The sequence below is a fragment of the Cytobacillus sp. FSL R5-0569 genome (assembly GCF_038007265.1).
Taxonomy (GTDB): domain Bacteria; phylum Bacillota; class Bacilli; order Bacillales; family Cytobacillaceae; genus Cytobacillus; species Cytobacillus kochii.
In genome coordinates this window covers 864,245-886,607 of sequence record NZ_JBBOWW010000001.1, presented here as the reverse complement: position 1 = coordinate 886,607, position 22,363 = coordinate 864,245, and the positions used below count along the sequence as shown (strand labels likewise).

The 22,363-nt window shown below is 35.8% G+C and carries 24 protein-coding genes; 3 read left to right on the top strand and 21 right to left on the bottom strand.

Annotated elements, in window-relative coordinates; translation table 11 throughout:
* Positions 1-5 precede the first annotated feature (5 nt).
* From MKX78_RS04660 to MKX78_RS04615, 10 genes are all read right to left on the bottom strand, one after another.
* Positions 6-716, bottom strand: coding sequence for an MIP/aquaporin family protein (locus MKX78_RS04660; protein ID WP_341050019.1), 711 nt, complete (start codon positions 714-716; stop codon positions 6-8).
* 452 nt (positions 717-1,168) lie between these two features.
* On the bottom strand, positions 1,169-1,711 hold the full coding sequence (locus MKX78_RS04655) for a glycerol-3-phosphate responsive antiterminator (protein ID WP_307319033.1): 543 nt from the start codon (positions 1,709-1,711) through the stop codon (positions 1,169-1,171).
* 276 nt (positions 1,712-1,987) lie between these two features.
* The gene (locus MKX78_RS04650; RefSeq protein ID WP_095370425.1) at positions 1,988-2,647 is read right to left on the bottom strand and encodes a DUF975 family protein; all 660 of its coding nucleotides are present in this window, start codon (positions 2,645-2,647) and stop codon (positions 1,988-1,990) included.
* A gap of 401 nt (positions 2,648-3,048) precedes the next feature.
* Positions 3,049-4,065 carry a serine hydrolase domain-containing protein gene (locus tag MKX78_RS04645; RefSeq protein ID WP_307319039.1) on the bottom strand — a complete coding sequence of 339 codons (1,017 nt, stop codon included), beginning with the start codon at positions 4,063-4,065 and terminating at the stop codon, positions 3,049-3,051.
* Positions 4,066-4,154: 89 nt separating this feature from the next.
* Positions 4,155-4,586, bottom strand: coding sequence for a pyridoxamine 5'-phosphate oxidase family protein (locus tag MKX78_RS04640; RefSeq protein ID WP_095370428.1), 432 nt, complete (start codon positions 4,584-4,586; stop codon positions 4,155-4,157).
* 12 nt (positions 4,587-4,598) lie between these two features.
* Entirely contained in the window at positions 4,599-4,955 is a 357-nt protein-coding gene (locus MKX78_RS04635; RefSeq protein WP_095370429.1) for a carboxymuconolactone decarboxylase family protein, read from the bottom strand.
* 153 nt (positions 4,956-5,108) lie between these two features.
* Entirely contained in the window at positions 5,109-5,285 is a 177-nt protein-coding gene (locus MKX78_RS04630; RefSeq protein WP_157733782.1) for a hypothetical protein, read from the bottom strand.
* A 113-nt stretch (positions 5,286-5,398) separates the two neighbouring features.
* Complete coding sequence (locus MKX78_RS04625; RefSeq protein WP_095370430.1) at positions 5,399-5,863, bottom strand: YfmQ family protein; 465 nt, start codon at positions 5,861-5,863, stop codon at positions 5,399-5,401.
* 21 nt (positions 5,864-5,884) lie between these two features.
* On the bottom strand, positions 5,885-6,076 hold the full coding sequence (locus tag MKX78_RS04620) for a hypothetical protein (RefSeq protein ID WP_095370431.1): 192 nt from the start codon (positions 6,074-6,076) through the stop codon (positions 5,885-5,887).
* A 104-nt stretch (positions 6,077-6,180) separates the two neighbouring features.
* Complete coding sequence (locus MKX78_RS04615; RefSeq protein WP_095370432.1) at positions 6,181-7,611, bottom strand: aminotransferase-like domain-containing protein; 1,431 nt, start codon at positions 7,609-7,611, stop codon at positions 6,181-6,183.
* A 710-nt stretch (positions 7,612-8,321) separates the two neighbouring features.
* Between MKX78_RS04615 and MKX78_RS04610 the strand changes: the two genes are divergently transcribed.
* Positions 8,322-9,242 carry an MBL fold metallo-hydrolase gene (locus MKX78_RS04610; protein ID WP_307319052.1) on the top strand — a complete coding sequence of 307 codons (921 nt, stop codon included), beginning with the start codon at positions 8,322-8,324 and terminating at the stop codon, positions 9,240-9,242.
* Positions 9,243-9,361: 119 nt separating this feature from the next.
* On the opposite strand, the gene MKX78_RS04605 is transcribed toward MKX78_RS04610, so the two are convergent.
* The 10 genes from MKX78_RS04605 to MKX78_RS04560 form a co-directional block, all read right to left on the bottom strand.
* Positions 9,362-9,781 carry a DUF1801 domain-containing protein gene (locus tag MKX78_RS04605; protein ID WP_322909924.1) on the bottom strand — a complete coding sequence of 140 codons (420 nt, stop codon included), beginning with the start codon at positions 9,779-9,781 and terminating at the stop codon, positions 9,362-9,364.
* Between the two features lie 116 nt (positions 9,782-9,897).
* The gene (locus MKX78_RS04600; protein ID WP_095370436.1) at positions 9,898-11,409 is read right to left on the bottom strand and encodes a tripartite tricarboxylate transporter permease; all 1,512 of its coding nucleotides are present in this window, start codon (positions 11,407-11,409) and stop codon (positions 9,898-9,900) included.
* A 16-nt stretch (positions 11,410-11,425) separates the two neighbouring features.
* Positions 11,426-11,875, bottom strand: coding sequence for a tripartite tricarboxylate transporter TctB family protein (locus tag MKX78_RS04595; RefSeq protein ID WP_095370437.1), 450 nt, complete (start codon positions 11,873-11,875; stop codon positions 11,426-11,428).
* A 15-nt stretch (positions 11,876-11,890) separates the two neighbouring features.
* Positions 11,891-12,868, bottom strand: coding sequence for a tripartite tricarboxylate transporter substrate binding protein (locus MKX78_RS04590; RefSeq protein ID WP_095370438.1), 978 nt, complete (start codon positions 12,866-12,868; stop codon positions 11,891-11,893).
* Between the two features lie 230 nt (positions 12,869-13,098).
* Positions 13,099-13,776, bottom strand: a complete 678-nt coding sequence (locus tag MKX78_RS04585) for a response regulator (protein WP_095373527.1) — start codon at positions 13,774-13,776, stop codon at positions 13,099-13,101.
* Entirely contained in the window at positions 13,769-15,379 is a 1,611-nt protein-coding gene (locus tag MKX78_RS04580) for a sensor histidine kinase (RefSeq protein ID WP_095370439.1), read from the bottom strand. Before MKX78_RS04580 ends, MKX78_RS04585 begins: the two co-directional genes overlap by 8 nt.
* A gap of 255 nt (positions 15,380-15,634) precedes the next feature.
* Positions 15,635-16,705 (bottom strand): zinc-dependent alcohol dehydrogenase, encoded by a 1,071-nt coding sequence (locus tag MKX78_RS04575; RefSeq protein WP_095370440.1) that lies wholly within the window; start codon positions 16,703-16,705, stop codon positions 15,635-15,637.
* 21 nt (positions 16,706-16,726) lie between these two features.
* Positions 16,727-17,404, bottom strand: coding sequence for a cyclase family protein (locus MKX78_RS04570; protein ID WP_307319065.1), 678 nt, complete (start codon positions 17,402-17,404; stop codon positions 16,727-16,729).
* A gap of 15 nt (positions 17,405-17,419) precedes the next feature.
* Positions 17,420-18,751, bottom strand: a complete 1,332-nt coding sequence (locus MKX78_RS04565) for a short-chain fatty acid transporter (RefSeq protein WP_307319066.1) — start codon at positions 18,749-18,751, stop codon at positions 17,420-17,422.
* Complete coding sequence (locus tag MKX78_RS04560) at positions 18,752-19,690, bottom strand: 3-hydroxyacyl-CoA dehydrogenase NAD-binding domain-containing protein (RefSeq protein WP_307319067.1); 939 nt, start codon at positions 19,688-19,690, stop codon at positions 18,752-18,754.
* Between the two features lie 326 nt (positions 19,691-20,016).
* Here MKX78_RS04560 and MKX78_RS04555 point away from each other — a divergent pair, with 326 nt between their 5' ends.
* On the top strand, positions 20,017-20,358 hold the full coding sequence (locus MKX78_RS04555; protein WP_307319069.1) for a DUF3870 domain-containing protein: 342 nt from the start codon (positions 20,017-20,019) through the stop codon (positions 20,356-20,358).
* A gap of 146 nt (positions 20,359-20,504) precedes the next feature.
* Here MKX78_RS04555 and MKX78_RS04550 read toward each other — a convergent pair whose 3' ends face one another.
* A complete protein-coding gene (locus MKX78_RS04550) occupies positions 20,505-21,170 on the bottom strand; it encodes a YczE/YyaS/YitT family protein (RefSeq protein ID WP_341050003.1) in 666 nt (221 codons plus the stop codon).
* A gap of 131 nt (positions 21,171-21,301) precedes the next feature.
* Between MKX78_RS04550 and MKX78_RS04545 the strand changes: the two genes are divergently transcribed.
* Positions 21,302-22,186 (top strand): LysR family transcriptional regulator, encoded by an 885-nt coding sequence (locus tag MKX78_RS04545; protein ID WP_307319074.1) that lies wholly within the window; start codon positions 21,302-21,304, stop codon positions 22,184-22,186.
* Positions 22,187-22,363: the final 177 nt, after the last annotated feature.

Genomic DNA, 22,363 nt, shown 5'->3' with positions numbered 1-22,363 from the left:
ATTTATTAGAATAAAGATTGAAATACAAATGTTGCAAGAACAGCCCCAACTAATGGACCTACAACTGGAATCCAAGCATAGCCCCAGTCCGAAGACCCTTTGCCTGGGATGGGTAGTAATGCATGGGCAAGACGCGGTCCTAGATCACGAGCTGGGTTTATCGCATAACCTGTTGTTCCCCCAAGGCTCATACCAATTGCGGCAATAAAGAACCCAACGATAAGAGGATTTAATCCCTCAGCAAATGAATTTAACCCAATCGCATTCAAACCAAAGACTAAAATAAATGTTCCGAGTACTTCACTTATGAAGTTAAATGGCGTATTTTTAATTGCTGGGCTTGTTGAGAAAACGCCCAGTTTCGTGCCTTGATCACTAGTAGCTTTCCAGTGTGGATAGAAGTATAAGATAACAAACGCTGCACCAATAAATGCACCAATCATTTGTCCTGATACATAATATGCAACAACTCCCCACTCAATACTACCAGCTAAAGCTGCCGCCAATGTTACCGCTGGATTGAGATGGCCACCCGCACCAAAGAAATCTGAAACGTAGACACCAAACGCGACAGCAAACCCCCATGCAAACGAAGTGACAATCCAGCCACCACCATTAGCAAATGTCTTGTTTAAATTCAAATTGGCCCCAGCACCAACACCGAATACGACTAATATGAAAGTGCCAATTAGCTCTCCTATAAAAATATCAGACATTCAGTAATCCTCCTAATCATTTAATAGACTATAAAACTACTTTTTACATTACCCTTTCAAGAGAAAACAAAAAGAGGCATGCGAAAGAAAATAACGATCAAACGTTATTTCGCATGCCTCTCTAAATCTCCGACAAAATAAATTAACTTGTACGAACCATATTATAATAAAATGAAAACGATTGCAAATAAATAATTAAATTTTTTAGAAGAATAAGATAAGAGACATGTAAAGAAAAATCACCAGACCGATCGGTTTTTAACAACAAGTAAGATACTTATCCCCATGTTCACAGCAATCCGAGTCGATAAGTAAACAAATCTGACTGAAGATGAGCGCCCTTCCAAGTCATTATATTTCTTCAGCGAATAGAAAATGCAATCTTTTTGCAGTAATAAAAAAAGCCATCCTTTTCTACCAACCTGCTGTAAGTAGAAAAAGATCGCAGTTAATTATAGCTCCCATAGATCCCTGTTAGATGTTGAAACAGAGATAGCACCGGATTCGAGGGCTGATTCAATCTCTGATTTCTCCCTCACCAAGCCACCAGCAATTATTTTTATATCCGTTTTCTCATGAACTTCGCGAATGATTTCTGGAATAATGCCAGGTAACACTTCAATATAATCTGGCTTTGTATTCTTCAACAACTCTAGTCCATTCTCTAACGCCAGGGTATCAATGGAGAAAAGCCTTTGAATGGCTAGTACCCCTTTTTTCTTGGCTGTAATAATCGCTTGTCTCTTGGTCGAAATAATCCCAGCCGGTTTAATTTCTTGGCAAACGAATAAAGTGCCACTTTCATCATTCTTTAAACCATCAATCATATCCATATGAATGAGGATTTTTTTATTATGCTTCTTAGCTGTTGCTACAACACTTTTTATTTGTGTAATGTGAGAATCCAGTAAAATCATATACTCATATTGCGAAGAGATGACTTTCTCGAAATCCTTCATATTACGAATAGCTGGTAGGATTGATTGTTTGATCACTAAGATCAACTCCTTCTTCATTGCTCATATCTATCCATTAATAATAGAAACAGGTAAAGAAAAAAGCAATTACACTAAATACCTGTCTTAATTGTTTATCTTTGGCTTCATTCATTATAAAGCATCTTCTACACAAAAAAAAGAAAGCTAGATACTCACTGAATCCAGATTAAAAGTGTTCCCTATTGATTTAAAAAGAAAACCTTAGGTATATACAAGACATTATATAAAGATAAAAAGACCAACATCTTTATCAGATGAAGGTCTTCTAAACAATTATATAATCGCTTCCTTCACAGCAACAGCACCTTCTCGGTCTCTTAAATCTTCATAAAAGTGTGCATGCGCTGTTAAAAAGTATGGGCCAAGCCAAAGAAACCCAATTCCAAGCGTTAAGATACATAGAAAAGCCCAACCGATGAAGCTTAAGTTCAAACAAAAATATCTCCACTTATGACCCTTCATCATTTTTCGACTTTCAGTTATCGCTTTGTTAACAGATAATTCTGGGCGGTCGCGTAAAATATACATCGCTTGAGAATACGAAAGCGACTTAATGATGCCTGGGATAATCAATAATAAGAACCATAAGAAAATATAAATGCTTTGTAAAATCGTTAATCCCAAAGCTCTTAAGAAACTCAAATACTTAAAGCCTGTAAATAATTCCTCCACTGGAAGCTTAGACTCTCTAATTAATGTAATGTACGACAATGAAAGACTTACACCAAATGGAATTAAGATTATACTAATTGCAATACTAATTAAATTATACCCTGCAGCATACTCCCATTCAGGATAAGGAATTAATAGTATTTCAATAATAAATTCGGGGATGAACGTAATTAGAAAATATAAGAATGAGAGCAATACACCCTTTCCCCAATTGTCTCGCAATGATGCGAGAGCAAGTTGTTTAATTTGTTTACTTTTCATCTCGTTTCTCTCCTTTCACAACCAACATATTGTAACACAAGAAAAAAATGCCATCAATTGTATATTTTTCTTTTTTTATATTTTTTTACCTTAAGCTATTAGCTTTAAAAAACGCAAAAACATCTTTGATAATATCAAAAAATTTACCAATATATAATAATTACTACTAAAAGTTCTAGCATCCGATAATGCGCATACTCCCCCTCTAATAAGTTGTGATTATTCTTGTCAACTTGGGCTATTTTTTAATTAAAGAAAGTAGCATCACGAGATGATCACCACTAAAAATTCCAAGAAGGTTACTCTATCCCAGAGCTCTTTTGTTCTTTTCCGAAATTAATTACTTATGATTAATGCTTAGAAAATTTATTGGAGGTAAATTACGTTTTTTATTTATTCTCTTACTCTTTCCCTATAAATGCCCGATAAATTTCACCGATGAGCCCATCCATTTGATGAATACCAAGCTCAGTATTCGTCAAAATTATTATCCCTTCCTTCTTTTGCGGGTATAGAGCAAGCAAACTTTGAAAGCCTACTCCCCAACCAAGGGAACTCAATTCAAATCCATTGGATGTATTTCCTAAAAAGCAGCCAAGCCCTGACCATTCACACTCACCCTGTGATGTAAACATTTCATTTATAGTTAGGGGTGAGAGGCCGAGCTTACTATCACCAACGATTGCATTCATGAGTTCAATCATCAGCATACTAATGTCTTGAGATGTTGACCATAACCCTGAAGCAGCTGGATAAGGATAATGTGGGTATTTCTCTTTCACTGTTGCTCCGTTCCTATCATGTCCTTGAGAAATATTTTTCGCATAAGTAATCTCATAGGTACTACACGTCATACCTAGTGGCTGGAATATCTTCTCTTCCATTAATAGTGTGAAAGATTTACCTGTCACTCCCTCTATTAACTTCTCTATCAAGCAAAAATTAGCATCTGCATAATGAAATCTCCCCACCTGATTCTCTTGTCTGATAATAGGCTCTCGACAATATTCAGTTTTCCCAAGAAAAAGTTGTTCTACTGTAGGGTAACCCCAACGTTTTTGATAGGGTAAAAAACTATTTGGCGGATCAATGATACCTGATTGGTGACTTAATAATTGTCTAAGGGTGAGTGTGGTTGAAGGTGTATTAGAGGGTATTGTCCATGTTGTGACCACTTCATTTATTGGTGTATCTAGTTGGAGGAGCTGTTCATCTATTAGTTTGCAAGCTAAGACCGTAGTAAGCAATTTACTTATAGAGCACACATTAAACATCGTATTTCCCATAACAGGAAATTGGTCGTGTTTATTACGCACTCCATATTCACTTTGAAAGATTTTCTTATTTTTAATCATTGTTATTGTTAATCCTTGTATGTGTAACGCCTTCATTCTTTCTGCTATATTTAATGCAGTCACTATATATCACTCCTTTTTTAAAAGGTAACACAAACATACGTTCTATTCAATGAAAAAAAAATCCCGCTAAATAAAACGGGATCTCTTTTCTATAGAGTTACTTCTTCTGTTTGCTGATGGTCATTATTTAAAAAGCGAATGGTTTGAGGGGTAATGGCTAATATGACATAGTTTGGATCCTCAGGCCCTTCAAACCAACGGGAGAAAGAATCCTGCCAAATTTTCTTTTTTATCTCTTCATCTTCACTAATTCGACATTGTCCCTTGACTTCAATGTATTCATCATTCAGACCTTTACCAGTATAACCTAAAAGAATAGAAGTATGTCCATTCTCCTCAATCTCTTCAACCTTTTCTGTATTTTTCTTTGTCGCACTATAAAGAGTGAATCCCTCGCTATCTTCACAATAAAAAGCCATATAACGAATATGTGGCGCATTTGATTCTACCGTTGCCAATACACCGATAGGATGATTCTTGATGATTTCTTTTGCTTTTTTCATTACTTTTTCATTTGACATCAACTTCAACTCCTAGTTTAACGGTTTGAATTCATTGATACAACTTTGCACTAAAGTTACCCCTTGACTAATTGACGCTCCGCCACCAAAGGCTGACGAAACAGCAATGGTTTCCATAATTTCTTGTTCTGTGCACCCTTGATCGATACAGCCTTTTGTATGAAAGATGATGCAATATTCATCTTGTGCTTGCACACTAATTCCTAGTGCAATTAACTGCTTTTGCTTGGCACTAACTGCACCTTCTTTGAAACATTCCTCTGTAAACTCGTTAAATTTCTCTGCATATGTTGGTAAAGTGTGCGATAAATGAGCCAAACCCTCTTTAAATTGAAGAATGGATTCTGCCATATTTGATTGTTGTTCCATCTCTTTTCCCTCCATATTTTCAATATTTACAGATGTAGTATGTGCTGTTTCACATTTCTTAAGCACTAACTCGATCTAATGAAATCAAGAAGAACCTCAGTATTCAAAAAAGGCTCCTCAAAAAATTTGAGAAACCTTGTGTTCATATCTATTTTATTTACTACTATAATCATGTTCGTTCTTCGATGATGAACTCGATTTATTTTTTTGTTTTTTGCCTACTTTTTCCTCTTTTACTTCTAGTTCAATATCTTTAAGTGGTAATGGATCAACATGAGGATCTTGTTCTATTTTTTTCTTTTGCTCTTTTTTAACAGATTCTCTACTCATCTTTATAGCCACCTTCCTTATTACTTTTGTATTTACCCTTTGAGGGAAAAATAAAACAAGGATAGCTTCAATAAATAGGTAGCCCTCATTTTTAGAATAATTTTTTTAGGGGATCACATGTGATCTATTTTACTATTTGAGTATATGCTATTTTCTTCACACTCAATATATTGTTCCTTAGCAGACATTTGATAGGCAATTAGTTTCCTCTTCGTTTGTTTTACAACAGTTAGATATTTTTCTTCAATATAAAGGTATAATTGTATCTTTTTCTTTCCTTTACTATAACAAATATGATAGGGAACTGTTTTTTGATTATGCGGCATAAATAAGTCTTCATTACCAGGATAAATATGAATTCTTTTCAAAAAACTAGCTTCATTATACATGGTAACTACTTTCTCCTTAACCTGTCCCTCTATCAGTTGGCTATCATATACTAATGTAATCTCTTTTTCATTTATTTCTTGATGGATGGCAAACTTTTTTAATAACCATGCGACAGCCGCACTTGGTGGGCTAGTAATCATCTTGATTAAAATACCTAGTATTAATACAAAACCCATTGTCCATGTCATGCCTTGATCCTCCTAAAACTTTTAGTCATAAGCAATATATATAGCTAAAGCAATGATGGACAAAGCAATCACCACTATATAAATCATTGTTAAGTTTAGATTATTTTTTCTTGAAGATGATTGATAATTATCATCACTCCTATTCGTAATCAATAGGGTAGCAATAATCGCAATCATTAGGATGCATATAATTACGCCGTATAATATGATCATCTTTTATGCTCCTCTTTTATGTATTTCGCTTTCTCCTTTATCTTAATTGAAACGAGCATATTTATGACCAGCCAATTCATCTATTTTTTTACCATCCACTTCATTTAAGTAAGTGCCAATGCAGCACTAAAGCGTTGGATACCCGTTCTTATTTGTTCTTCATTTGCTCGTCCAAAGGTAAACCGCACAAATAACTTCTTTGATCCCATCATCATTCCAGGAAAATAAATAACCCCTTGTTTAATAGCATTCTCTAACAACTTCATTTCATCAACGTCTCTGTTTATTTCACACCAAATATGGATACCACCTTGAGGAATGGTAAACACCACCTGATCCCCTAAATATTTCTTTAAACTAGCAACTACTTCGTTTCTTCTTTGCACTAGTTCTGTTTTGATCCTATCTAAATGTACAGGAAAATGCTTTGACTCCAAAAAATCATTAGCAATCCATTGTGTATAGCTAGCATGACCAAAATCAATCTGCTGCTTTGCATCCGATAATCTTTCTATTACCGAGTTCGGCCCGATAATCCAGCCAATCCTTAAACCAGAAGCAACTAATTTTGATAACGAACTGATATACAATACATTTCCGTTTTGATCCATCGATTTCAATGTAGAGACAGGATTGTTATTAAAAGCAATTAAGCTGTATGGATCATCCTCAATCACTGGGATCCCGTATTCAGAAGATATATCCAAAATCTCTTGCAATTGCGCTTTCCTAAACAGCCTCCCTGTTGGATTTTGAAATGCTGGATTTAAAAAAATCATACTAATCCGGTGTTTTTTATGTAATGAAAGAAGCTCGGCAGAAAGAGCCCTATTGCTTAGTGCTGATAGGGTAAAGACTTGAATGCCTGCTGATTTGAAAATGGGTAAGTTGTAATGATAAGAAGGATCTTCAATTACAACAGCATCACCAGGTTTTAATAAGCATTGCACAACAAGATGCAGGGCTTGTTGTGCTCCAGAAGTAACAAGGATAGAAGCTGGTGTTGTTTGAATATTTCTGTATTTCTCCACATGTTTCATAATGGTATATCTTAATGCTTCACTACCTTGAGGATGGTCGTAACCTAGTCTCCCAATAAACGCTTGCATTTGCGTAATTTCTCTTAAAATATCGGTTGGATATAAATCTTCTGACAACTCACCACTCGCCATATTGATAAGTTTTCTTTTTTCCATTTCCTTACGAATTTTTTGCGTAATCGGCAAATTAGGTAAGAACGAACCTGCTTCAATATATCTGTTCCAACTTGGCATACGCTTTTTTGTCATGCCCCAAATATCTTTACTTATGACTGTACCACTTCCGATTCTCCGTTCAATTAATCCTTTTGATTCAAGTTCATCATAAGCAGCAACAATCGTACTTCTATTAACTTGAAAAGTTTTAGCTAACTGTCTTTCCGATGGTAGATTTTTATCAGCTGGAAAAGTACCGTCAGAGATTCCGTTCTCTATTTCATCGGCAATTTGTTTATAAATCGGCTTCTTTAATTTACGGTTGATTTTTTCATCCATGATATACATCCCTTTTTAGTTAATACATATAGTGTAACCAACTTATTTAATAATGGAATAGTACTTTGTTTTCTGAGTGAAATGAATAACATAGAAATTCACTACTCTATTTAGCATTGAAAAAAGGGAGAAGTTAAAAGACAATTAGTATTCGCTAATGCTTCCTATCCGTTTCTCTTTTCACTTTTTTAATTCCTTCCGTCCCAACAACACAACCAATAAGTGCAAGTATCATACTAGTCGAAATGGCTTTAATAGCATAATAAAACGCTGTGCCAGTCACACAGTCTAAAATAATGAAACGTTTAATCGTTGATGCTTTTATCGAATAAAATACGACTTGGTTTTCTTGTACTCTTTTCAGCGCGGCTCACGCACCTTTCACCTAGACATACTAAAAGTTACGTAAAGAGATTTTGTCCTATGCCTACTATAAGAAATACAATGAATTTACATACCAAGAGTTGCATTCATAAGAATTAATCTTTTTTAAATACGCAGGAACCTCATAAAGAATCCACTGGGAGCTTTTTTTCATCAAATCTTTTTTTCCCTCTACAAAACTTAAATTTAGATGTACTTTCATGAGTTAAAAATGACGGGGCATTTTCTACGTTTAAATGAATACAAAAACTTTGATATTAAAAAATAGACAGATATAATGGTTGCTAACAGATGTTTTTAAAGGAAGATAAGTTTGGAGGGTTAGAATGACGGGTAAAAAACGTTTTATTAATCTAGATAATGTAGAAAACACTAAATCATTCAATGATTTTCGTCGTTGGCAAAAAGAACGAAGACAAAATAAAAAAGATCTTACTATCCAAATTGAGCAATCCCCAACAAAAGAAATTATACGATTAAACAAAAATAGAAAAGAAGCTTCTATTACATGGATTGGCCATTCTACTTTTTTCATTCAAATAGATGGATTAAATATCGTTACTGATCCCGTGTGGGCAAAACGTATGGGTCTCGGTAAACGATTAACAGCTCCCGGTATTTCTATAACTGATTTACCAGATATCGATATTGTCTTAATCTCTCACGGTCATTATGATCATTTAGATTTTCCATCAATTAAAAAACTAAAAGGAGACCCCACTTTCTATGTACCAATTGGTTTAGGGAAAAGTTTTAGCAAACGGGGATATCAGCATATATTTGAAGCGAACTGGTATGATTCTTTTAGACTCAATTCGTTGTCCCTTTCTTTTGTACCCGCTCAACATTGGACGAAAAGATCACTAACGGATACGAATACATCTCATTGGGGTGGTTGGATAATAGAAAATGAGCCACACTCTATTTATTTTGTCGGTGATACAGGTTACTTTCGTGGGTTTAAAGAGATCGCCGAAAAGTTCAACATCAAAACTGTATTAATGCCCATTGGCGCCTACGAACCAGAATGGTTTATGAAAGTCAGTCACATTAACCCAGAAGATGCAGTGAAAGCATATATAGAATTAAATGGCGCTACCTTTATCCCTATGCATTATGGTACTTATCATTTAGCAGACGATACCGGACCAGAAGCTATTGCTAGACTAGATGCTGAATGGGAAAAGCAACAATTAGATGCCAATCAACTAAAAAAATTATTAATCGGCGAAACATTTTGGTTGTAACTGATTTGGATCGACTATCAAACAGCATATTGATAAAGTTGACTAGGAAAGAAATTATGCATCAATACTTCCCTAGTTTCCCCTTTTATCGAAGTGACTTCCCAGCCATTGCAACGAGTTTAGAGAGGATATTTCTTCTGTAAATAACTGATTGAACTATTAATTAGTTGCGCTAATATTTCTATATCAATGTCAGCAACTTTATTAATATACACACATGACTTTCCGGTAGTATACTTACCAAAATCATTCAATATGTTTAGGCGATTAGGATCACATGCAGCTAAGTAAAGACTTATTTTAGCTTTACGCGGTGAAAAACCAACTAACGGAGCCTCTCCAGCATGCCCAGATTCGTATTTGTAATGATATTTTCCAAATCCGATAATACTCGTTCCCCACATTTTCGCTTGATAACCGGTCGCTTCAATAAAGATATCTAATAACTGATAAGCATCCTCCCGCTTCTTTACTGAATCCACTTTTTCGATAAACATTATGACGTCTTCATCCGTCTCTTTTGTCTTTAATTGATACATGTTTTCTTCCTCCTTTTATCCAGTGATTCTCTAGGCTTTTTATTTTCTTTTTACAGGAAGTATCTATACAACATTATAGGCAAATAAAAAGCTCGCCATCAATGACGAGCTGTTATTTAACCTGATATTGTTTGGTCTTCTTTTCTTTTTCTATTTTTAATCAACTTCAAAATAAGTGGATAGCATAAAGATAATACTGTAAGAATCATCAAAATAATAGAAATCCCAGAAGAAAAGAAAATACTTAGACTTCCATTAGATGATGTCAGAGCCATACGGAAATTTTGTTCCATATCTGTTCCCACAATTAGCGCTAGAACTAATGGAGCAATAGGAAAATCTAACACTTTCATAACTAAACCAATGAGACCGAATAACAATAATAAGTAAAAGTCAACTGTAGAATAACTCAACGTGTAAGTACCGATAAAAGCCAACATAATGATAAGCGGATACAGTACTTTAGCTGGCGTGTGAAGGACCTTTACGAGTAACCCAACTAATAGTACATTAATAATCACTAAAGCAATATTACCGATAAACATACTGTTAATAAGTCCCCAAACCATAACCGGATCATTTTCAAAAAGCATCGGACCAGGTCTAACGCCGAGCATGATTAATGCGCCGAGCATAACAGCAGTGGTTCCTGAACCTGGAATCCCCATTGTTAATAACGGAATCATCGCCCCAACTGAGGCAGAGTTATTTGCCGATTCTGGTGCTGCTAAACCTTCTACAGCTCCTTTACCAAATTCCTCTGGTTTTTTAGATAACTGCTTCTCAGTAGAATAGCTAATCATTGATGCAATGGTTCCCCCCGCTCCCGGAAGTACACCAACAATAAATCCAAGAGGTGCACTCCTGAGAATGGGCCATTTAGAACGTTTCCATTGCTCTTTGGTGAACCATGTTTTACCCATGTCTTGATTTTCTTTTTGCTTTTTCTTTTCTTTATAAATCGTTAAGAAATTATAAAATACCTCACCTACCGCATAGATTCCAATGATGACAATTAGAAAATCAATACCTTCTGCTAAATGTGGCATCCCAAGGGTAAAACGATGAACACCGGTTTGCGGATCAATGCCAATTGTACTTAATAATAACCCTAAGCACATTGCTATAAAACCTTTAATCATTTTTCCTGTTGATAGCGAAACAATAGCTGAGAGGGTTAATAGCATAAGTAAAAAATATTCCGATGGACCGAACTGCAAGGCAAAGCTTGCTAACGGCTTAGCTAAGGCAATAAATCCAAAGGTGGCTAATATCCCCCCGATAAAAGAAGCTACTGCTGATATGGCCATTGCTTGACCAGCTTGCCCTTTCTTTGCCATCGGATAACCATCAAAGGTGGCAGCAATTGCCGAACCATCGCCAGGTGTATTTAATAATATAGAGCTTCTAGATCCGCCGTACATCGCACCATAATAAATGGCAGCCATTAATATAATGGCACTTGTTGGGTCCATTCCAAAAGTAACTGGGATTAAAACCGCAACAGCCGTGGCTGGACCTAACCCTGGTAACATACCAACAACTGTCCCCAAGAATCCTCCTATTACAATCCAAATAATATTAATTGGTTGTATGGCTGTCATCAATCCTTCTACAAAACCCTCCATATGATTCCCTCCTTTTCTATGGCAAACTTACACCTAATAGTTGACTAAATCCGTACCAAGTAATGAAGGAAAAACTCACAGTAACGATGACGTTAACGAGCCATTTTCTCCAACCATTCAGATAAAATAATAAGACACCTAAGAATAAAATCGTTGAAATTAAAAATCCTAGTGTTTCAAATGTCAAGGCATAAATGATACCGAGGATGATCGTGACAACAATTAACTGTATGGCCCTCTTACTAAAGACATCTGTCAGTTTCTCTTCTTTTTCATGGATATTTCTCAGCTCATTCACCAGATAAATAACACTTAGGATAAGCATCAGTGCACTGATGCCAATAGGAAAATATAGAGGCCCATTGGCACTACCTAATGTAGCTTTTGGGATCTGAAATGAGCTAATTAGAAAAACTAAACTAACGGCTATCATTAATATGGGTAAACCTATTTTGATGATTCTCACTTAACAAATCCTCCCTTACTGAACCAGCCCTGATTCGCCAATTAAATCCTTATATAATTCTGCTTGTTCATCGAAAAACGCTTTCGTATCACTACTATTCTGGTAAAAATCATCCCAATCATTATTTGTTAAAAGTTCAGCCCATTCTTCACTCTTAACCATCTCTCCCAATTTTTCATCCCAATATTTGATTTCTTCTTCTGTCATATCTGGTGGCCCCATAATACCTCGCCAATGGGGGAAAACCATGTCAATACCTTCTTCTTTTAATGTAGGTACATCTTCTAATTCTTCTAATCTATCTTCCGAAGACACCGCTAAAATCTTTAGCTTGCCAGCTATATGTTGTTCCTTAACTTCTGATAATGAAGTCGTGACCGCGTTTACATGATTTCCTAAAAGGGCTGTCACTACGTCCCCACCACCGCCATCATAGACGAGGAAATTCAAGTCTTTTGCTGCGACATCCCTCATTCCTGCCGCTTGCACAAATGATAGATGATCATCATTGCCTAGTCCTGGTCCTACGCCAATTTTTATAGATGCTGGATCATTCTTAATATCTTCAAACAAGTCATTTATATTTTCATATGGAGCATCTACTGATACAGCAATGGCCTGCCATTCGGTTGCTAAGGTCGCAAGAGGTGTAAAATCCTCATAAGTTAACTTACTTTGTCCTAAGAAATGATTGGTTAATAGCAGACTAGAGTTTACCGCAAGATAATGACTATCCTTCGTATGTAAATAGCTCCATCCAACTTCACCACCGCCACCTGGCTTATTAATGACATTAATGTTATTATCCACCAGGTTATTATCCTTAAGAATTTTTTGCACAGATCGAGCTGTTAAATCCCATCCGCCACCAGGTGAGGCAGGAGCAACTACTTCTATATTTTTTGTTGGATATTCCCCATTTCCTGAAGTTGAATTGGAAGAACACGCTGTCAATATAAGAACAGCTAGAACGAAAACTACCAGCTTTTTCACTATATCCACTCCCCTTATTTCGTTAAATTCTGAGTTAATATTAAATTCTGAATAAATAAATGTAAACGTTTTCTAAAAATTGTCTATTAAAAACTTAAAATTAATTAAATTCATTGTGTTCATTTGTGCTTTATTTCACAATAACTATAAGTGGCAATACGACATACCATTCACCGACGTATGTTTTCCCTCTTATACATAAAAAAACCGGTCCCTTTACGACCAGTTTTTCAACGATAAAAATAGTTCCTCTCGGGTCTCCCCACCACTCCATATACTTGTTCCACATAAGCTTTGTTTATACTAACTAAATATTCTAAGTAGCGGCGGGCTGTTGTACGAGATGCTCCCATTTTCTCTCCGACCTTGTCAGCTGTTAAACCTGTTCCTCCCTTTTGTAGAATGGAGCGCACTTTCTCAAGCGTAACGTGATCAATTCCAGCTGGCAAACCGGTTTGTTTATGTAATATGTCTGTTTGCGTGCGACCAAAGAAATAATCAGCAACCTGTTGATTGACTTCAGTGACAGAAGCGAATTTCCCCTTTTCTTCTTTGTACCTTTCTAAGGTTGCAATAAATACATCCAATGAAACCGGTTTAATTAAGTAAGAGATTACTCCATATTTTAGTGCTTTCAATAAATAATCTTTCTCATTCGCTGCTGTAATTAAAATAATATCTACAAGAGGATACTTCTCCCTTATTTCCTCTAATAGATCAATTCCTAAACGATCCGGCATATATATATCCATAAGTAATAAATCAACTGGATGCTGTTGTAACAGTTCCATCATTGCATGAGCATTTAAACCTGTTCCAATTACCTTCATCCCATCTATTCTAGTTATATACTCTTCATGAAGTTGCGCAATCCGATAATCATCTTCGGCTATTGCTACATTAATGATTCCCATTTTTACTCCCCTCTTTCTTTGGTAAATATACAGTAAAGATTGTACCCTTATGCTCATCACTGCTATATTCAATCACACCATTTAGAGATTCTATCTCTACTTGAACATTAAAGAGCCCGTAACCACGATTTTTCCCTTTAGATGATTGTCCCTTCTCGAATAGTTGTTGTGTCATTTCTTCAGCAATTCCTGTTCCATTATCTTGGATTTCAAAAATAACCTCGTCTCCAATATCGGTAACAAAAAATTTCACTTCCTTGGGCGCATTCTCTTTTACTGCATCGAAAGCATTACTAATTAAGTTTCCTAGAATAATGATAAGTGACGATAAATTGAGGTTATCTGGTAACCCTTCTAAAGAACTCTCTTTATCTATTACAAAGTCTATTTTCTTTTCGGAAGCTTGTGCTAATTTTCCTAATAATATCGCTTGCACGCGTTCATCCTTTATTTTTGTAAAAATGATTTTTTCTTCTTTTTTTAATAATGTTGCTTCGCTGTTTATGAATTCAATCGCTTTCTCCTTTTTATCTAATTGAAGTAAGCCTAAGATGGCATATAACTTATTCGTAAATTCATGTGATTGTGCTCGTAAATCATCAGAGTACTGTTTCACTTCAGATATGGCATCTATCATTCGTTTAATTTCAGTACGATCTCGGAGGCTAGCTACTGTACCTATTCTCTTCCCAGCTTCTATAATCGGTTGTGTATTCATGATAATGGCTTTCTCATCAATTTGTATTTCAACATTTACTTGTTTCTTACAACTCTTCAGTCCTTCAATCATTACCTCTGAAGAAATGACTTCCTCTACTAATCTCCCTTCTACTCCACTCTCTAATGTCAATAGCTGAGCAGCGGAAGTATTGACCATCGTAATCATCCCTTTTTCATCAATAGAAAGGATCCCTTCCTTCACTGAATGGAGTATAGCGTTTCTCTCTCTGAACATGGCAGCAATTTCATAAGGTTCTAAATTTAATGTGTCTTTCCTAATACTATTAGTCAATGAATAGCCGGCAAAGATGCCAAGAAACAAGATTATCACAGATACTTTAAGTATTTCTCTAATATCCTCCCAAATGGCTTCATATAATTGGTTCACTTCAAAAAGGACAATGACTGCTCCCTCTACTTTTTTATATTCACCATAATTGACCATTATAGGGGCAACGGCCTTAATCACTTTTTTATCTTCTTCTACTGTTTGCATCACATAAGAGCTTCCATAAATAAGTGCTTTTTCATGCTCTTCTATTGTTAATTCTCCAAAAGTAGATTCATCATCAGTCGAGGCGATAATCATGCCATTGCGTTTTTGAAAAAACACTTCCATATTGTCTATCTTTTTTACTTGATTTACTACATTTCCTAAAGTATTTACTAGTTTATAAGGGTTGTAAAAGTCATGTAATGCCGGCATATAAGAAACGGTCTTTGCTGTCTGCATTGTTAACTCTTCAGCCTTAGCCATATCATCATTTAATTTCATCACGATATACATCGCAGATAACAAAACAATAATAGAAATAATTAAAATGACTATAAGGACGAGAATCTTAATTTTTATAGGAACTTTTAATAACTTTTTCATACAGTTCTCCAGTATTTATAGATTCTTTACATTATAGCAGGATTCTTTCTGAATAATCTATCAACTCATACAATCAATTCTCTATAGGGTGGGCATAACCATACGAAATAAGACGATAAAATGATACAACCTATATTTTATTGATAGCGTAAGATTTTACCGAAAATTCCTAATGAAATAATCACTAACTCAAAAAAAAAAACGAACAACCCAAGTTTAGAGATTGTTCGTTTGCATTTGCCATCTTATATAAGCTCATTCTCCTGATGGCTTTAATATTACCTTTACCGCTTCTTTTCTTATGCCTGCATTAAATCCTGCTTCTGCCTCTTCCAAAGCATACGTATGTGTAATAAGTTTTTCATATGGATACTTTCCTGATGCTGCCATGGCAATCGCACGCTTCATCGTTTGTTCTGTCACTCCGTATATTCCTTTTATATCAATCTCACCACGTACAATTTCACTAGTAGCTATGGTACTTTCTTGCGGGCTAATCCCAATAAGTAAGACTTCCCCACCTTTTTTGCATATTCTCACAGCATCTGTCAGCGAACCATTAAACCCACTCGTTTCAAAAACATGATCTACGCCATTTCCGTTCGTCTTATGAGCAATTGCCTCTAATAAGTTTTCATCATCAACATACACTATATCAGTAGCACCTAGCTCTAATGCTAATGCCAAACGGCCTTTGTCCTTTGTTAATCCAGTGACAATCAATTGTTTAAATCCATAGTTTGATAGGGAGGCAACCATTGATAATCCAATGGGTCCAGGTCCAATAACAACTGCTGTTTCACCCGGCAGAATGTTCGCCCTTTCAATTGCGCGCACACCAATTCCAATTGCTTCTAGCATACCTGCCACTTCAATAGTAACTTCCTCGGGAAGCGGGAGTACATTCCGATAATCGATAGAAGCATACTCTGCCATTCCACCATTTTCTCTAAAACCGTATCGTAATGATTCTGCCGGCACTTTACTCATGGAACCTTTGCCATGGTCACATAGATTCGTTTGCCCTTTCAAACAATTCTCACAATGACCACAAGGAATATACGGATTAATGACTACATCTTTTCCAATCAAATGAGCGTGATTCTTATGACCCACTTCCACTACCACTCCAGCAAATTCATGTCCTAGTGTGACAGGGGTAGATACCCATTCATACGCATTCATCCCTTCGTGCATATGAAGGTCACTTCCACAAATACTGGCAGCTAGCACTTGTACTAGTACATCATTCTCTTTTAAAGTAGGCAATTCTACATCTTTTATTTCAATACCTCGTGATCTATTAGTTTTTACTACTGCTTTCATAAAAAGCTCTCCTCCTTTCTTTTACCATTCTTCTATCGCTAAAGCTCTTATTGGTGAGCCCGTCATTCCTTTTAGGTTTAGTGGCGTTCCCATAAAATAAAAATGTTTCTTTGTTAACTTCTCTAGATTTACTACATTCTCAAAAATCATGATATTTCGGCCAAGTAACTCCATATGAACATTACGTTGCATATTTGTATTAATATCAGCATTAGGAAGATCAAGACCAATCGCTTTTACTTTTTGTTCCACTACCCAACTAGCAACAGAAGGATCTAATGATAAGCAGTCATGAAAACCTGCAGCATTCCATTCTCCTGGCCAGCAGCGAAATAAAACGATATCATCCTTCTTCACTTTAAGATTGTCACGACGAACAACCTCTTCAACCAAATCTCTTGTTACAGGCTCATTTGCACTCTTTTGAGAAACATCTACCAACACTGCATTCCCCATTGTTGCCTCCACAGGGATTTGCTCAATTGTCCAACCATCTTTAAAGAAATGATAGGGAGCATCCATATGTGTGCCACTATGATCTGACATGATTATCGTTTTACTCGCATACCCTTCACACGGCGCTTGATATCGCGGTTTTGAAAAATCATGTGTAACATGATCCATAAATACCACCTTTGGGTGAGACGGGAAAGATACCAGACCGTCGTATAAAACAACAGATAAATCGACTACTTTCATTATTAGCTCCTCCTTTTATAGTAAGTAACCCCATATTAAACAAGCTGCAATATAAATAATTCCTACATAAAACATAATCATTACTAAATAACCCATTATATCTTTAAGCTTTAGTTTCGATAAAGCGAGCGCTGGTAAAATCCAGAAAGGTTGAATCACATCATTCCATGCATTACCAAGCATAACAGACATAGATGTTTGGCTAAGACTTGCACCTAACTCCTTCGCCGCATCAATCATAAATGGTCCTTGAACAACCCAGTGACCGCCGCCAGATGGAGCAAAGAAATTAATAAAGAAAGAACTAATAATTCCCCAGAATGGTAAACTTTCAGCAGTTGAAAAATTAACAAATATAGCAGCAATTGTATCAACTAGACCCGATGATGCCATAATCGCCATGATTCCTGCATAAAACGGAAATTGTAGAATGATTCCTGATATTGTACCAATTCCACTATTTAAGCTTTGCGTATATTTCGCAGGTGTCCCTAGAAGAATAATTCCTAAGAAAAGGATAATAAAGTTAATAATATTAAGATTCATTGTGTTACCATCGATGAAATAGAAAAGGATATAAACTAAACCAATGATACCAATAGCATAACTAAGTAATCGGCTATTATTAATCTTTGAGGCAAAAGTATCATCGCCTAATATATTCACTGATGCTTCTTTTTTCTCTTCATATAATGCAGGATTTATCTCTCTTACATTCTCTTTATTCTTTGGGTGAAGAGCAGCATTCACAAGTGGCAAAGTAATTAATAAGACAACCGTTGTTATTACCATTGGTAAAGAGAAAATGGTTTCACTTAAACCGATTATGCCCATTGCTGCTTCCATTGGATGACCTGGTGTAGAAATGAGCACAGGAATACTAGCTGATAAACCTAAACCATAAAAGGTAAAACCGCTATATGCAGCTGCAATAATTAAGGGATAATGCACACCCTTTACATTCATTGCTAATTTACGAGCGATAATTCCTCCAATAACTAACCCAAATCCCCAGTTTAGATAGCTACCAATCGACCCAACTAAAGTGGCCACTATAATTGCACCCTTAGGTGTTTTTACTTTAGCCGCAATTTTATTTAATAACCTATCCGTTAGTGGTGCAGTTGCTAAAACATAACCCATAGCTAAAATAACAGCCATTTGTGTCGTAAACGCTAATAAATCCCAAAACCCATTTCCCCATGCTAGCACAAGTTCTTTTGGTGTTTGTCCCTCAATCAACATGGCTAGAATCATTGTTAAAATCGTTAATCCAATAGCAAATACAAATGCATCAGGTAAATACTTCCTCATTAAATTTGTGAAAAAGTTTGTCATTTTTTCCATCTAGTTCCCCTCCTTGTTGTCTCTATCTTTAAGCGCTTTCATTATTTGCAAAATTGCGTTATTCTTCTCTTCTACAATTGCTTGTACATTTCTATCTTGCCAATTATAAAAACCTTTCCCACTTTTTATACCTAGTTCTCCTGCTTCTACCTTTTTCACAAAAAATGGATCAGGATCTGTCCGATTTTCGAGATCTGGATATAAGTATGAAGCAATATGAAAATGAACATCTAGTCCATTTAAATCTCGTTGTTCAAGCGGTCCGCTAAATAATAACCGAGGCGCTAAACTATAACGAATAACTGTGTCAATGTCTTCTGCTGAAGCGACACCTGAAGCTAATAGTGAAATGGCCTCTCTTGCCATTGCATGTTGAATGCGATTGGCAATAAATCCTGGGATGTCTTTTTTAATCAGTACTGGCCTTTTGCCAACCTCTTTTAATAGTGACATCACTTTGTCTGCAACTGCTTCCGATGTTGCTTTTGCTTTTACCACTTCAACGAGTGGAATGACATGAGCTGGCATGAAAAAATGTGTACCCATCATCCTTTGTGGATAGGTTAGGCTTTCAGCTAAGCTATCAATAGACAACCCAGAAGTGTTTGTTGCAATGATCGTCTCCTCCGCACAAAACCTCTCTATTTCCTGTAGCACCTGTTGTTTCAGGTCTCGTTTTTCCGGAACTGCTTCAATAATGAACTCAGCTGTTTTCACTTCACTCATTTCAACAGTCATAGAGACAGATGCCAACACACTTTTAACATCATCTGAATTGGAAAGAAGAGTAGAAAGTTGATATTCCATTCTCTCTTTTGCTAAATATAATGCTTCTTTATTCACATCCACTAACGTAACTTGATACCCATTTGTAGAAAACAATTGGGCAATCCCGATCCCCATTGTTCCTCCACCAATAACAGCGATTCTTTTAGTCATTCTAATAACTCCCTCCTCCAGCATTTATACGAATTACCTTAATTTAACAAAAACAAAAAACCTAGCTATCCCAGGAAAATAAGAAAATTACTCGACTCTTATCTCCTTGAAAAAGCTAGGTATCCTTAAGTGTTATGAAAGGTGAATTTCATCGTTAAGAAGACGCTTTTCTTCAGAAAGAATAATATATTCAAATCATTTTGATAGTATTATCATATTTTAAAAGATTTAGATAGTCAATGGAAAATTTTCAATTCTAAAAACCTTTGAAGTTATATGATAAAATAGAACTGTTTAGTAAACCGAAATAGAAGGGAGCCACTATCATGGCACAAAATGAACTTAGCTCCGTACTTGTTACTGCTTATGCCAAAGCTCCACAAGGAACAGCGATGTATGAAGTATACAAACACGCAGGTATTGTTCTCGAAATCAATTCTACTAACCATAAGATTATCAACGCAGAATTTACCTTTATAACTGGACTGACGCAAGATTTCTTTAAGAGATTAATGATTGGATTTGACATGAGTACCGACCTTCAAGGCCTTATCAACCGGATAGAAAAGCACTATTTCGCACCATCCACCACAGCAGTAATTGTTGCCTTAAAAGGAGCCCATAAAAGATATCATGAGAAATTAAAGCAATTGGAAGAGGGAGAATAAAAGCCAAACCGTTATATTGCCGGTTTGGCTTTTATTCTCCTCCAACTAGATTATCGTAAACAACAAAATATCTTTCTTAACTAAAAAATAACCAGCAAGGCATCCCCATCCCTCACTGGTTATAATGAATTATTTTATATTACCCCTTAGTTGATCTTACTTAATTCCTCTTGTGGCTTTGCCCACAACCATTCTTTTAACGGTACTTCGTATAATTTTGTCATCCAACCAAGGATCTTACCAATAAAATAAGCGGCTATAACTGTGCCAACCCCGATAGCTCCTAGTGAATGGACAAAGATAAGGCAAACAGCACCGGCGACACAGACATTCAATAAATCGCTTGTAATTTTCGCCTTACTAAAAATCATCTTAAAACGCGCACTGATGGCATAGGTTAAGGCATCATAAGGCATAAGTGGTAACTTAGCATTAAAATAACCTAACAGGCCTACTGCCACTACAAATAAACTAATAAGCAAAAAGATAATTTTCATCCCAATTGTTTGAGGTGCTGGAAAAATTTGAACTAAAAGCAAAGTTAAATCCATAAATCCACCGAATAAGAACGAAATAATCAGTTGACCAACAACCTCTTTCACAATAAAAGATTTAGTCAAAATGCTTCCAACAATAATGAATAGAATATTCGTAGCGACAGTCATCATACCGATTTTCATACCAGTACTTAAACTTAACGCATAAGGTAATGATGATACTGGTGAAACTCCTAAATCCGCTTGAATAGAAAAACTAACGCCTAGTGATAAAAAAAATAAGCCTAGTACATAAAGAACTAGTCGTTTAGCCATAATTTGTTTCACCCGATTCTAAATTTGTTCAATGTTTCACTTACTCATTTTATCATCAGAACAAATATATAAAAAATATATATATGATAAACTAGTTATATCAAATTACATATGATGAAAGGGGAGAAATTATGGATATCAGACAGCTTCAATATTATAAAACAATCGTCGATCAAGGCAGTATTTCTAAAGCAGCAAAAGTTCTGCATATGGCGCAACCCCCTTTGAGCCAAGTTTTAAAGAAGCTAGAAACCGACTTAGGTTCTACCTTAATTCATCGTTACCGGGAAAAATGGGAGTTAACAGAGACAGGAATCATTTTGTACAAATATGCCACACAAATGTTAATGGAAATGCAAGTTGTAGAAGAACAAATACAAGAAATCGAACGAGGAGATGCTGGGACTGTCCGAATCGGGGTATCTTCTTCTTGCTCAAATCTGCTGCTTGATTATATCAGCTTGTATCGGAAGGAATTTCCTAATGTCAAGGTCAGTATTTTAAACGGTAATACCGAGGAATTATTGAAAAGACTCGACCAAAGAGAAATCGATATGGCTTTTCTATTAAGACCAATGAATAATGAGCAATACAAAATAAAAAGTTTGAACAAACGATCTTGTATAGCAATTATTCCAAGTGAATGGGCAGATCAACTGTCTCCTGAAAGAACAACTTTTGAAGAAATGGTTTCCTTTCCTTTCATCTTGTTAGGAGCACTAGAGGGTTTGACTTTCACTGAAAATATTCTTAAGTCCTTTGAAGAAAGAAATATAACTCCAAATATCATTATTGAATGTAAAGATGTGATGATGGCCATCCAACTTGTCAGTAAAGGTCTTGGGATATCAATGATTCCGCAAATGGACAATTCTCCTCAACTGTTTGAAAATATTGAAGTTCGAGCAATACAATCTTATGAATATCAAATGGAACCTGTTATTTTGCGCCTCAAAGAGAAACAAATGTCCAAAGCCTCTTGGCACTTTTGGGAAATGATTGACGGGGAAAGTTAAAGCACTATCAGCCGCTCTACCTGCGGTGGATCCAACAGAATACTGGCTGAGGTTGTGGAATGGTCTTAGTAGTTAATAATAGAAGGGTTAAACATCTAAAAACTAGATATTATTCATACCCTTTTACTAAAACCACTCCTCTTCCTTTTGCCGATAAATAATTTTGTGTGCTTCATT